A 13,749-nucleotide genomic window follows, 5' to 3' on the forward strand; every position below is an offset into this window, starting at 1 on the left:
ACTCGTAGCTGGCGCGGGCCAGCGCGGCGGAGAAGTCCCGCGCTGTCCGGTACCGGTCGTCGGGGCGCGTCTGCAGCCCCCCCCGCCCCCCGGCCCCGCGCGGGGCGGGGGCGGGCTCCCGGCCCCCGCGGGGCGCCCGCGGCGGTCACCGTCTCGTGGGAGCTAGTCGCGGGTGAGCTTGCGGTACGTCACCCGGTGCGGGCGGGCCGCGTCCGCGCCGAGCCGCTCGACCTTGTTGGTCTCGTAGTCGGCGAAGTTGCCCTCGTACCAGAACCAGCGGGCCGGGTCGGCCTCGGTGCCCTCCCAGGCCAGGATGTGCGTCGCGACCCGGTCCAGGAACCACCGGTCGTGGGAGACGACCACGGCGCAGCCCGGGAACTCCAGCAGCGCCTCCTCCAGCGACCGCAGGGTCTCGACGTCCAGGTCGTTCGTGGGCTCGTCGAGCAGCAGCACGTTGCCGCCGCGTTTGAGGGTCAGCGCCAGGTTCAGCCGGTTGCGCTCACCGCCGGAGAGCACGCCGACCGGCTTCTGCTGGTCAGGCCCCTTGAACCCGAACGACGACACGTACGCCCGGCTCGGGATGTCGGTCTTCCCGACGACGATGTGGTCCAGCCCGTCGGAGATGACCTCCCACACGTTCTTCTTCGCGTCGAGACCGCTGCGGGACTGGTCCACGTAGGCGATGTCGACCGTCTCGCCGATCTGCAGCTCGCCGGAATCCGGCGACGCCTGGCCGACGATCATCGTGAACAGCGTGGTCTTGCCGACGCCGTTCGGGCCGATCACGCCGACGATGCCACCGCGCGGCAGGCTGAACGACAGGTCGTCGATGAGCACCCGCTCACCGAAGCCCTTGGTGAGCTTCTTCGCCTCGATCACCAGGCTGCCCAGCCGCGGGCCGGGCGGGATCTGGATCTCCTCGAAGTCGCGCGGCCTGGCCTTGTCCGCCTCGGCCGCCAGTTCCTCGTACCGGGCGAGCCGGGACTTGCTCTTGGCCTGCCGCGCCTTCGGGTTCGAGCGGACCCACTCGAGCTCCTGGGCGAGCGCCCGGCGGCGCTTGGCGTCCTTCTGGCCCTCGACCTTGAGCCGGGACGCCTTGTTCTCCAGGTAGGTGGAGTAGTTGCCCTCGTAGGGGTGGGCGCGGCCGCGGTCGAGCTCGAGGATCCAGCCGGCGACGTTGTCGAGGAAGTACCGGTCGTGTGTGACGGCCAGCACCGCCCCGGCGTAGCGGGCCAGGTGCTGCTCCAGCCAGGCGACGCTCTCCGCGTCGAGGTGGTTGGTCGGCTCGTCCAGCAGCAGCAGGTCGGGCGCCTCGAGCAGCAGCTTGCACAGCGCCACCCGGCGGCGCTCACCACCGGAGAGCGCGGTGACGTCCGCGTCGCCGGGCGGCAGGCGCAGGGCGTCCATCGCCTGGTCGATCTGGCTGTCGAGCTCCCAGGCGTTCGCCGCCTCGATCTTGTCGATCAGCGCCGCCTGGTCGGCGAGGAGCGTGTCGAAGTCCGCGTCGGGCGCGGCCATCTTCTCGTTGATCTCCTCGTACCGGGCGAGCACCGCGCGGATCTCGCGGACGCCGTCCTCGACGTTGCCGCGGACGTCCTTGGCCTCGTCGAGCCGCGGCTCCTGCGCGAGCATGCCGACCGTGTAGCCGGGGCTCAGGATCGCGTCGCCGTTGCTCGGGTGGTCGAGGCCGGCCATGATCTTGAGCAGCGACGACTTCCCGGCGCCGTTCGGCCCGACGACGCCGATCTTCGCGCCGGGCAGGAACGCCAGGGTGACGTCGTCGAGGATCACCTTGTCGCCGTGGGCCTTGCGGGCCTTGCGCATCTGGAAGACGTACTGCGCCATGCGTCAACCCTAGGGCATGGCGCCCAGAAGCCCCACGGCGGTGATCCCGTCGCGAGCCACCGGCGATTCCACCGTGAGCCGCCGGCGGTCCCGCCCGATGTTCAACCGGGCACGAATCGGGTACTCCCCGGAGTCGGGCGAGCACCATCGGCCATCGGAGCGGCGTCGATGGGCCGGGGCTCCCGGGAGGCCACATGCGAGCGGATGACCAGCGAGTCGGACTTGCCTGCGAGGCGTTCTTCTTCGGATACCCCCTCGTGTGCGCGGTCCGGCAGATCATCAGGATCGCCCACGACGGGCTCGGGCCGATCGAGCCGGCCGGCTTCAACGCCTTCGCCCACGAGACCGACCCGCCCGGTCCGCACTCACACTTCCTGCACGTCAGCCCGGACGTCCTGGTCTCACTCGCCCAGGTCGACCTGAGCCCCGGGCCCCTGCTCCTGCACGTGCCGCCGACCCCCGGGCGCTACCTCGTCCTGGAGCTCTACGACGTGTGGCTGAACGTGTTCGCCTATCTCGGCACCCGGGTCACCGGGGACGACGGTGGCGACATCCTGCTGCTCCCGCCCGGCACTGCGGACGCTCCCAGCACGGCGGACGCTTCCGCGCACGACCGTGTGGTCGAGGCGCCGTCGCGGGTCGTCAGCATCATCGCCCGGTTCGGCTACGGCGGGCCGGCGGACCTGCCCGCCGTCCGGGCCCTTCAGGACACGCTGACCCTGCACCCACCCGACCCGGGCGCGCGGCGGCCGGAGGGGCCACCGGACGGCTCCAAGCGCGTCTGCGACGACCTGCGCTTCTGGGAGGAGCTGCGAACCTGGATGCACGCCTTCCCCCCGCCGGCCGCGGAACGCGACTACGCCCGCCGGTTCGAGGCGCTCGGCCTGCTGACAGACCCGTCGCCGTACATCGACCCCGATCCGCGGCTCGCCTGGTCGCTGCGCAGCGGCCTGCGCACGGGCCGGGACGAGCTGGAACGGCTCGCCGCCGCCGGCCGCCGGACCCACCAGGGCTGGGCCGGCACCCTGCACGAGGCCGACTACAACCTCGACCGGTTCGGCCCGGGTGTGCTGGACGACCGGCACTGGGAGATCCCGGACCGGGCGCAGGCCCGGATCGCCCGTGCGATGGCAGCGCGCCGGCCGCTCGGCATCGTCCACGCTTACGAAGCGACATCGGCGTGCTGCTCGGTGGACGCCGACGGGCGCCACCTCACCGGCGCGCACAGCTACCTGCTCCGCCTCCCGCCACCGGCGGTCGACGCGTTCTGGACGGTCACGATGTACGACGAGCCCGAGAGCTACCTCGTCGACAACCCCCTGCACCGGTACGCGATCGACAGCCGGGACGATCTCGTCCACGCCGCCGACGGAACCGTCCCGATACTGATCCAAAGCGACGCTCCGGCAACGGAGACCGCGACGGACGCCGGTGCGGCGATGCCGGTGAACTGGCTGCCGGCCGCGACGGGTGACTTCCGGCTGACGCTGCGGATGTACCTACCTGGCAAGGAGGTACTCAGCGGCACCTACGCCCCGCCACCGATCCACCGACTGGCCTGACTGTCACAACAGCGCGCCGCGGATCAGGACAGCGCGATGCGGACGGCGGGCCGCGGGCCCTGGCCGGTCTCGTCCACGTGGGCGCTCGGCGCGAGGACCGCCACATCGCCCGGCTCCGTCCCACCGGCGTCGGCGCCGCTGGGATCCTCGACGAGGACGGGGATCACCTGCCGGTCGACGGTCCGCGCACGGCCCCCGGACGCCGGGGTGGCCAGCAGCGACACCGTCACGGACGTCCCCGCCCCGGGCACCTTCGTGATCTTCGCCCGGCCGGGCGGGCGCCCGGTGGCCACGCCCGCCGGAGATCCCCTGGTCTCGCCGCCACCGTAGATCACGACCTCCGTGACGTCGTCGGTGTCGAGGCCGTCCGCGTCGAGGGTGAGCCGCGCGGTCACGGGCCCGTCCGCTGAGACCGGGTAGGTCAGTCGGACCCCACCGGCTTCGAACACCAGCTGGGCCGCGCGCGTCCCGCGCGGCGGCGCGTCCACGCTGACCTCGACGCCGACCGTACGACCGGTGGCCACCGTGAGCGCGTCCACCCGCGAGCGTGTCACCGAGCCCGGGGACCGGTTGTAGGCCGGCGGCATGCGGAGCAGGTACGGCGTGCGGTCGGGGTGGTCGGCGACGACCTCCAGGTCGGCCACCCCCCGCGAGACCGCGAACAGCAACGGCCCGTCACCGTCGGCACCGTCGAGATCGGCCCCGTTGGTGGTGACCCCGCTCGGATGGCCCAGGTAGGGCGGGCTGGCGGCCACCAGTACCAGGGACCGCCCGGGCAGGGCCCGCAGCATCGCCGCCAGGTCACGGTCGTGGTCCGCCATCGTCGCGTTCGCGTCGATCGCGCCGACGAGGACGAACGTCGTCAGCCCGACGACACCCGCGGCGCACACCCAGGTCACCGCCCGTGCCGCCCGCCGCCGTGACCAGCCGGCGAGGTCGACCAGCCCGCGCGCGCCGAGGTGCACGAGCCCGATCAGCACAGGCATCAGGTAGAACGGCCCGACGTATCGGATGCCGCCCCACAGCTCCGCCGCGTTCCACGCCCCCCAGAAGCCGATGTAACCGACCACGAACAGCACCATGCCGACACCGAGGGCGTACCCCGGGCCATTCAGCCGGCGCCGCGCGGCCGCCACGATCGCGGCGACGGCGAGCACCACCCCGCCGCAGGCCCAGCCACCGAGCAGCCAGAGATGATCCCCGACCGACGCCAGGCCGTCACCGAGCCCGAAGTCGTGCCCGCCGTCCGACGGGTACAGCCTGCGCACGCCGAACCCGAGCTTGTCGTCCGATTCGAGCAGCGCGAACGGCAACCTGAACGGGCTGCCGGTCGCCGCGGCATTGGACGCCAGCAGGACCGCGGCCGGGAGCACGAGCCCGGCAGCCGTCCAGCGCAGGGTCCACCCGAGCCGCCCGGACCTGCGCGCCGTCACGACGCCCCAGACCGCCACCGGGGCGAGCAGGAGGACCACGTCATACGGCCGCACCGCCACGGCCACGCCGACCGCGAGCCCCGCTCCGGCAAGCGCCCGCCCGCCGTGCCGCGCGGAGCGCCGACCGCCATCGCTCGGCCCGCCATCGCTCGGCCCGCCGGCTCTCAGCCCTCGGAGCAGGCCGAGGAACGTCAGCTCCATCAGCACGAGCACCGGCAGGTAGCTCAGCACCAGCGCGCTCTGCACGATCACCAGCGGGGAGAAGGCCAGCAGCGTCGCGGCCAGCGCCGCGACCCTCCGCTCCCCCGCCAGCTCGACACCGAGCAGGTAGGTAACGATCACCGCCGCCGCTGCGATGACCGCCAGCACCGGCGAGACGCTGCCCGTCAGCATGAGGCCCAACGCGAACAACCCCGGGACGAACGGCGTGTACTTCAGAACGAAGTGATCACCCGAGATGGCGGCGAGCCAGGGTGCGTACGACGCGGCTGGATCAGGCGCAGGCGGAAAGAGGTGGCCGTCCGCCAGCGTCCGGGCGTGCAGGAGGTAGATGACCTCGTCGTTGTTGACCGACAGGTACGGGAACAGGTTGTGCCGCAGCAGGACGGCCACCGTCGCACTGGCCAAGGCCAGGACCGCCACGTACCGGCCGGCCGCGCTGACCTCCTGGCAGCGACGCCACAGCCGCCGGGGCAGCGGCTCAGGCGTCACGACCAGGCGGTCCGGGACGACCGTGCCGATCTGGTCCTCGGCGGCCTTGCCGATCCGGTCGGACGGCTCGTCCGGCGCGGAGACCGCGCCGGCGCCGGGATCACTCGACCTGCTCACCCCCGGCACGGTACCGAGCGGCCTGGACCGCCCTTCAGCTGGTGGCCCCATCGGTCACCGCATGTCGGTCAGACCCGCCCATTACGCGATTGCCGGCGACCCCACTATCCGAAGGCCCCGCCCAGCCCCAGCAGGCGGACCTCGCCGACGACGTCAGCGAGGCCGAAGGTGACGCCCCCGGAGGAGGCGAAGGTGCTCGGGGTGCGGAAGGCCGGCGTCGTGAGCTCACCGCCACGCCCGCGCTCCGTGAACAGCGAAGCCGGTGTCGGGCCGGTCTCGGACCACCCGAGGGGCGCCGCTCCGGTCTGCGCGCTGCCGCCGACCGGCGCGGAGTCGACCGGGAAAGAGTCGCGCGAGACGGCATCGACCAGGTCCGACCCCGCCGGCGTGAGCCCCGGCCCACCGTTGGTGGAGGTCTCGACGGCCAACTGCCGGACCGCCTCCGCGGGAACCAGGCCACCGGCTCCCGTTGCCCCCGTGCCGACGCTCTCCTCCACACCGCCGCCGTCGAGGTCGGTGGAGTCGGCGCCGAAGGGGTCAACCGGGTGCTCGCTCGTCTCCGGCAGCGGAACCTCGTCAGCGGGGCCGGCCCCGCGCGCGACCCGCCGGACGTCGACCGGGCGCCAGGTGAGTTCCGCCGCGACCGCGTCCGCGTCGATCTCGTAGGTGACCCGCCGGTCGCCGTCCTGCGTCTCGAAGTTGTTCTGCCGCAGGCGGCCGACAACGAGCGCCCGGTCGCCCCGCGACAGGCTGACCGAGACGTTCTCGGCGAGCTGACGCCAGCAGGAGACGCGCAGGTAGAGGGTGTTGCCATCCACCCAGCGCTGTTCGGAGCGGTCGTACCGGCGCGGCGTGGAGGCGACGCGGAAACCGCAGACGGAGACACCGCTGGCGGTCACCCGCAGCACCGGATTCTCCACGAGATTGCCGATCAGTGTGATCGTGGTGTCGAGCATGGAAGGCTCCTTGGCGAACATCTCGGGGACAGGGAGACGACCAGGAGGACGGCGGCCCACCACAACGGACCCGGAGGTCCAGGCGGCGAGAGCTGGCCGGCCGCGCACCCACGCCATCACTCTGCGCCGCCGTCCACGTGATGGGAACCTGTTCTTGTCAGCTGTGGATAACTGTTCGCCATCCACAGGCCGATCTCACGACGCACCCGAGCGGTGGCGCGTCCCCACGCTCACTCTCGTCACGGGCGGCGAAGGCGGCCGACGGCCAGCCATCGAGCGCGGGACACGTAACAGGCACGGAGCGCGGGAACAACCTGGAGGCGGATCCGGGTTGCCGCCGTGCAGGACGGCGCACCACCCCACCGGCCGGGGTCCTGTCCGCCGGTGCCCGGCGACGGTGCCCGCACACCTGGAGGAAGGAACGGTATGTCGACTCAGGCAGCCAGCCGCGACGTGACCGCGGCGGCGAGCGGGACGTTCCTGCTCGGAGGCGAACTACCCGTGAACCGGCTCGGTTTCGGCGCGATGCGGATCACCGGGCCGGGCATCTGGGGCGAACCCGCGGACCGGGCGGAGGCCATCGCCGTACTGCGCAGGTCGGTGGAACTCGGCGTGAACTTCATCGACACGGCCGACTCCTACGGCCCGCACGTCAGCGAGGAGTTGATCGCCGAGGCCCTGCACCCCTATCCAGACGGCCTGGTGATCGCGACGAAGGGCGGTCTCACCCGGCAGGGGCCGGACCAGTGGACTGCCGTGGGACGCGCCCCATACCTGCGCCAGCAGGTCGAAATGTCGCTGCGCCGCCTCAAGCTCGAGCGCATCGATCTCTACCAGCTCCACCGCATCGACCCGAGGACTCCCGTCGAGGAGTCCCTCGGCGAACTGCGGGCGCTGCAGCAGGAAGGCAAGATCCGCCACATCGGGCTCTCGGAGGTCAGCGTCGCCGAGCTGGAGCACAGCCGGTCGCTGGCCGAGATCGTCAGCGTGCAGAACCGGTACAACCTCGCCGACCGCGCCTCCGAGGACGTCCTCGACTACGCGGAACGCGAGGGTATCGGTTTCATCCCCTGGTTCCCCGTCGCGACCGGTACACTCGCGCGACCAGGCGGAGTCCTCGACGCGATCGCGAAGCAGCACGGCTCGCAACCCGCGCAGCTGGCGCTGGCGTGGCTGCTGCGCAGGTCACCCGTGATACTGCCGATCCCGGGCACGTCGTCGACCGCCCACCTGGAGGAGAACGTCGCCGCGGCAGGAGTCAGCCTCACCGACTCCGAGTTCGACGAGCTGGCCAAACTGGCCAGCTGACGCCGACTCGGCCAACCTGCCCCGGCCGGCAACACACGGCCCGACTCCGGTGCCGTGTTGCCGACCGGCGCCGGACGACCGAGCCTGCCAGCAGGCACGCGGGACGTCGACTCCGCCTCCCGAGGCGGGGTCGACGTGCGAGGACACCGGGGGTCGGTGCACCATCGACTGGCCTGAGGTGGACACTGTCCATCCCACCCGGGACTCGTCCGCGAGCCCCACAATGGAACAACGCGCCCGTAGCTCAGCGGATAGAGCGAGTGCCTTCTAAGCACTGGGTCGCAGGTTCGATCCCTGCCGGGCGCACAAAACACCCGCCCTGACCTGCAGCTTCACACCTCAAGATCCACCCCATGTGGGTCGGGAAGCGCTGCGCCACAGGGGATGCATCACTTCCCGCAGCCGCGCCCCGCCGGACCTCCGCAGGCCCGGTGACCTGCGGCTTCAGCCTAGAACCAGCCGTCCGTGCCGACGCACAGCGCTCAGACACCTGATAACTTTCGCACTTCTACCAACCACAGAAGATCATGTAGGGGCGACAGGGCCGGCCCTCGACAGCACACCGCTCACCGCGTCCCAGCCTCGACCGCCGCCCTACCCGGGAACCGGCCCAACGCCGTACCAGCACGGTCTGACCCGGCCTGCCCCGGTGACACACTGTCCGGGTGAGCAACGGGGGCAACACGCACAGCACCACCAGCGCCAGCGGCGCGGGCTGGGACTTCTTCGTCTCCTACACCCAACCCGACCGGCCCTGGGCCGAGTGGATCGCCTGGACCCTCGAAGACATCGGCTACCGCGTCCTGATCCAGGCCTGGGACTTCACCCCCGGCTCGAACTGGGTCCAAGGCATGGACCAAGGCGTCGCCGCCGCAGCGCGGACGATCGCCGTCCTCTCGGCCGCCTACACCCGCTCCGTCTACGGCGCCGCCGAATGGCACGCCGCCTGGGCGTCCGACCCCACCGGCGCCACCCGCAAACTCCTCGTCACCCGAGTAGAGGACTGCCTACGGCCAGGCCTACTCGGCCAGGTCGTCTCCCTCGACCTGTTCGGTATCCCCCAGGACACCGTACGAACGGACCTGCTGCGCACCGCCGAACTCGCCGTCTCTGGCGGACAGGCAAAACCAGCCACCGCCCTACCTTTCCCCACCAGCACAGGCGCAGCACCGACACCGCCGCCGTTCCCCACACCCGAACCCGAAACAGACCGGCAGGCACCCACCAGCACCACCGCCCCACCAGGCGGCATCCAAATCGGAAACATCACCGCACCCGACGGCCAGGCCACCGGCATCAACTACGGGCAGATCACCCAGCATCGCAACGACCCCGACCGATGATTCCCCGTACCCCCGACGACCAGGACCGGCCTGCGGTCGACCACGTCACGGCCCCAAACGGCCAGGCCGTCGGCGTCAACTACGGGCAGGTCCTGCAACAGCGGTTCTCCGGCCCGTTCCAGCTACTGCGGCACGCCACGATCGATCTCGACCCGCTACCGGGGGATCTGCGGCTATCTGACCCTGCCATCCCCGACAACCCGGTTGCCCGGTTCCGGGGGCGTACCGACCTCATCCGCAAGATCGACGCCTTCATCGGCCGGTGTGCGCAGCAGCGCCGTGGCGGCTACCTGCTGGTCGAGGCGGAGGCGGGGACGGGGAAATCGGCGTTGGCGGCCTACCTGGCGTTCACCCGGGTCTGGCCCGCGCACTTCACCCGCCTCCCCGAAGGCCGCAACTCCGAACGGGCCCGACTCAACCTCGCCGCACAGCTCATCGCCCGCTGGAAACTCGAAGACGCTGCCCCCGGCGGGGTCCTGCCCGACGGGGCGGACAGCACCGCCTGGCTCTACGGCCGACTCTGCGACGCCGCGAAGATCCGCGACCGGGACGAACCCGACCAGCCCGTGGTCCTCCTCGTCGACGGCCTCGACGAAGCCCCCACCTCTCTGGCCGGAGACCTTCCTCTGGGACTTCCCTCGGCGCTGCCACCGGGCACGGTCATCGTGGCCACCACCCGGCCCAAAACCATCACGATCCCCGCCGGGTCACGGGTCGTGGAACGCATCGACGTCGAAAGCACCACCAACCGGCGCGACCTGCTCGACTACCTGAACGCGGTCACCACCGACGACCCGCTGATCACCGACGCCTTAGATCGGGCGGGGATGCCCGCCGGTCGGTTCTGCCGGACGCTGCTGGACCGTTCCGGCGGGGTGTGGATCTACGCGCTGACCGTCCTCGACCAGATCCGCGACGATGACCGTGACCCGAACGACGTGGATCGGCTCCCTGAGGGGCTCGCCGGCTACTACGCCGACAACATCCACCGCTGGCACACCGACCTCGGCGACCAAGGCTGGCAGGCGCACGGCCTCCCCGTGCTCGCCACGCTGACCGCACTCCGCGAACCCCAGACCGCCGGCACGATCGCCACCTGGGCCGGCGTCCCCGAACCCGCCACCCGCGCCCTTCTCCGCGGCGCCTTCCGACCCTTCCTCGCCGTCCGCCAAGGCGGTGACCCGGACCTGTACCTCCCCCGGCACCAAAGCCTGCGCGACTTCACCACCGGCACCACCCTCGCGGACAGCGACCACGAAGATCTCCGCCATCTCGCCCACACCCTGGCCGCCGCCACCCGCACCGCACACCAGCAGATCACCACCGCGTTCACGCCCCCCGGCCCGCTCAACCACCGAGACTGGGACGCCACCGGCGACTACACCCGCACCCACCTGGCCGAACACGCCGCCCACGCCGGAACACTCCCCGACCTCCTCCACGACCCCGGCTTCGCACTACACGTCGGGATCGGACCCTTGCTCCAGCAACGACACCACCTCACCGACCCCCCGGCACACGCCGCCCTCGACGCGCTCGAACTCGCCTCCGGACACGGCACCACCCACCGGTCCCACCTGAAATGGATCGAGGTCTGCGCCCGTATGACCCGGGCCCACGCCCTCGCCGACAACACCGCCAGACTCCTCCCGACCGTACCTGGCGACCCGCACACGCCATCTGGAACGGCACCATCCACCAAACCCTCACCGGCCACACCGGCCCGGTGACCGCCCTGGCCGTCCTCACCCTGCCTGACCGACGCACCCTCCTCGCCTCCGCCAGCCACGATGAGACGGTGCGCCTGTGGGACCCCAGCACCAGACACCCCGTCGGCCAACCCCTCACCGGCCACACCAGCCCAGTGACCGCCCTAGCCGTCCTCACCCTGCCTGACGGGGGACTGTTTCAAGATCGGCTCTGTTCCACATTCGGTGGTGACGGTGCGTGGTCTCTGTCTGGTCTTGATCCTAAAGGCCCGTGATCCGCCGGTTGCGGATCGGCACGATGTGTCATGTGTGAAGCGAATCGTCTGATCAAGCTGGTGTTTTCAGGGCTGTCGCCGCTGGTCATCGAGGATGTGTCGGACGAGGGTGGGCTGGTCCGGGTGCGGGCGCGGACTCCGGAGGTGGCGGTTGCCTGTCCGGGCTGCGGGGTGCCGACGTCGCGGGTGCACAGCTATGCCGAACGGACACTGGCAGACGTGGCGCTCGACGAGCGCCGAGTGCTACTGGTGGTCCGGGTCCGCCGGCTGGTGTGTCCCAGCCGCGGGTGCCGGCAGACGTTCCGTGAGCAGCTACCCGGTGTGCTGGAACGCTACCAGCGGCGCACACCGCGGCTCGCCGCTCAGATCGGCGTGGTCGTCCGGGAGTTAGCCGGCCGCGGCAGCGTGCGGGTGCTGTCCGCGTTGGCGGTGTGCCTGTCGGTACAGACCGCTCTGCGCTGCCTGCTACGCCTGCCGCTCCCACCGGTCACGGTCCCGCGGGTGCTGGGTGTGGACGATTTCGCGCTGCGCCGCCGGCGTCGCTACGCGACCGTGCTCATCGACGCCGAGACCCGCCAGCGTGTGGACGTCCTGCCCGATCGGGGCGCGGACGCGTTGGAAGCCTGGCTGCGGACCCATCCCGGCGTGCGGGTGGTCTGCCGGGACGGCTCCGGTGCCTACGCCGAAGCGGTCCGCCGTGCCCTGCCCGACGTGATCCAGGTCAGCGACCGCTGGCACATCTGGCACAACCTCGCCCAGGCCGTACTCAAAGAGGTCGCCGCACACAGCGGCTGCTGGGCGAAAGCCGGCCCACCGCCGAATGATGGCCCCCGCGCACAGACGACCCGCGAGCGCTGGCAGCAGGTCCATGACTTGCTCGATCAGGGTGTCGGTCTGCTCGACTGCGCGCGGCGGCTCAACCTCGGCCTGAACACCGTCAAACGCTACGCGCGGGCCCGTGAACCTGAACGGCTGGTCCGCGCTCCCGTCTACCGGCCGACCCTGGTTGATCCCTACCGCGACTACCTGAAACGCCGCCGCGCCGAACAGCCCGCCGTGCCCGTGCTCCACCTGTTCCGCGAGATCAAGGAACAGGGCTATCCGGGGAGCTACAACCTGTTCGTCCGTTACATCAACCAGGGCCGCGTCGACTCCGACCGGCCCGCGATCTCACCCCGACGTGTCACCCGACTCCTGCTCACCCGACCCGACACCCTCACCGACAGCCAACGCGACCGGCTCGACGAACTCACCAACGCCTGCCCGGAAATGATCGCCCTCGCCGGACTCGTCCGCGGCTTCGCGGACCTCCTCCACCCCGCCGACGGCAACGCCCACCGACTCGATGAATGGATCACCGCCGCCCGTGCCGCTGACCTGCCCCACCTGCATTCCTTCACCCGCGGTCTCGACCTCGACCGCGACGCCGTCAACGCCGCCCTCACCCTGCCCCACCACAACGGCGGCACCGAAGGCGTGAACACCAAAACCAAACGGATCATGCGCCAGATGCACGGCCGAGCAGGATGAACCGCCCCGGCGGAGACCTGCAGGCAAGTCTCGCTATTCAGCGGAGGATCCCACATCAGCAGAAAATGATCTGACGGTGATCTGACTGTTGTTGCGTATGCAACTTCTGTCAGATCACCGTCAGATCTCTACAGCCCTGGTCCACCTGCCCCATGACTGCTCTCCAGACAGCCGCCGCAACCCACGATGACTCGGTCGTCCTAAGCTTGCCCGGTCCGGCGAGCTCAACCTGCACGCCGAGCCCGCGAAGATCGAATGTTCCACTCGGAGGCCAGGAAGATCGCCGAGCAGGGGCATCACCCGGAGGACCGGTCCGCCGCCTCTCCTTGTCCGCTCTGGAGCGTTCGCCGGCCTTGAAACCGGCCGGCGATCCGAGGCACGGCAGGGTCGCTCCAATACTGGCCGTCTTGCGGCTGAGCGCCTGAGACTTCGCCTGACGGCGCCGTTGCGGGGCAGCCTCGAACGCAGCGATCCGGACGGATGAGGCAAGGTCGGTCGCCGACAGTCGCTCATCCATCGAATCCGGACGACAGATAGGGCGGGCCACAGTTGGGCGCCGTCGCGGTGGGGGGCGCGGCGGGAAGCATCAGCTGTTACGCGTGACCTCCGGGCCCGCGATCCGCTTGAGCAGTGGCAGGGTCGAGGTGATGATCCCCCAGGGCTCTTGCATGATCGCGGTTTGGCGGGGATGGGTGTTCCGTCCGTTTCGGGTGATCGGCGCCGGTGGAGGGGTCGTTGCGCCGGTGTGAGGGCACAGCTGGGCCACGTGTCGTGGGTGAAGGGGGCAGGCACGCCGCCAGTCCGTCGAGCCGTCTGAGCCAGTGGCGGTCTCGCGATTCCGACGCACGAGCCCGCCCGATCCCCTGGATGTCGTCGAGCAGTCGCCGCGCACGGTCACCGCCGCTCAAGACCGCGGCGGACGGACGGCGCGGATGGCTTGGACGACCAACCGGGCTTGAA

General features: G+C 70.9%; 9 protein-coding genes and 1 tRNA gene. 7 read left to right on the forward strand and 3 right to left on the reverse strand.

Annotated elements, in window-relative coordinates; translation table 11 throughout:
* Positions 1–162 precede the first annotated feature (162 nt).
* Positions 163–1,845, reverse strand: a complete 1,683-nt coding sequence (ettA, locus tag MXD62_RS24240) for an energy-dependent translational throttle protein EttA (RefSeq protein WP_248831760.1) — start codon at positions 1,843–1,845, stop codon at positions 163–165.
* A gap of 194 nt (positions 1,846–2,039) precedes the next feature.
* On the opposite strand from ettA, the gene MXD62_RS24245 reads away from it, so the two are divergent.
* Positions 2,040–3,407 carry a DUF1254 domain-containing protein gene (locus MXD62_RS24245; protein WP_248831761.1) on the forward strand — a complete coding sequence of 456 codons (1,368 nt, stop codon included), beginning with the start codon at positions 2,040–2,042 and terminating at the stop codon, positions 3,405–3,407.
* 23 nt (positions 3,408–3,430) lie between these two features.
* On the opposite strand, the gene MXD62_RS24250 is transcribed toward MXD62_RS24245, so the two are convergent.
* Entirely contained in the window at positions 3,431–5,668 is a 2,238-nt protein-coding gene (locus tag MXD62_RS24250; RefSeq protein WP_248831762.1) for a phospholipid carrier-dependent glycosyltransferase, read from the reverse strand.
* Between the two features lie 104 nt (positions 5,669–5,772).
* Positions 5,773–6,624: a single-stranded DNA-binding protein gene (gene ssb / locus MXD62_RS24255; RefSeq protein ID WP_248831763.1), complete on the reverse strand. Its 852-nt coding sequence runs from the start codon at positions 6,622–6,624 to the stop codon at positions 5,773–5,775.
* Positions 6,625–7,050: 426 nt separating this feature from the next.
* On the opposite strand from ssb, the gene MXD62_RS24260 reads away from it, so the two are divergent.
* The 6 genes from MXD62_RS24260 to MXD62_RS24285 all read left to right on the forward strand — a co-directional run bounded on the left by MXD62_RS24260 (position 7,051) and on the right by MXD62_RS24285 (position 12,789).
* Complete coding sequence (locus MXD62_RS24260; RefSeq protein WP_248831764.1) at positions 7,051–7,932, forward strand: aldo/keto reductase; 882 nt, start codon at positions 7,051–7,053, stop codon at positions 7,930–7,932.
* A gap of 233 nt (positions 7,933–8,165) precedes the next feature.
* Positions 8,166–8,238: transfer RNA gene (locus MXD62_RS24265), tRNA-Arg, on the forward strand.
* 359 nt (positions 8,239–8,597) lie between these two features.
* Positions 8,598–9,275, forward strand: a complete 678-nt coding sequence (locus MXD62_RS24270; RefSeq protein ID WP_248831765.1) for a toll/interleukin-1 receptor domain-containing protein — start codon at positions 8,598–8,600, stop codon at positions 9,273–9,275.
* Positions 9,272–11,005, forward strand: a complete 1,734-nt coding sequence (locus tag MXD62_RS24275; protein WP_248831766.1) for an ATP-binding protein — start codon at positions 9,272–9,274, stop codon at positions 11,003–11,005. The genes MXD62_RS24270 and MXD62_RS24275 overlap by 4 nt, the downstream gene beginning before the upstream one ends.
* Positions 11,002–11,259: a hypothetical protein gene (locus MXD62_RS24280; RefSeq protein ID WP_248831767.1), complete on the forward strand. Its 258-nt coding sequence runs from the start codon at positions 11,002–11,004 to the stop codon at positions 11,257–11,259. Before MXD62_RS24275 ends, MXD62_RS24280 begins: the two co-directional genes overlap by 4 nt.
* Before the next feature lie 30 nt (positions 11,260–11,289).
* Entirely contained in the window at positions 11,290–12,789 is a 1,500-nt protein-coding gene (locus tag MXD62_RS24285) for an ISL3 family transposase (RefSeq protein ID WP_248831768.1), read from the forward strand.
* The last annotated feature ends 960 nt before the right edge of the window (positions 12,790–13,749 follow it).

The organism is Frankia sp. Mgl5 (assembly GCF_023242985.1).
GTDB classification, from domain to species: Bacteria; Actinomycetota; Actinomycetes; order Frankiales; family Frankiaceae; genus Parafrankia; species Parafrankia soli.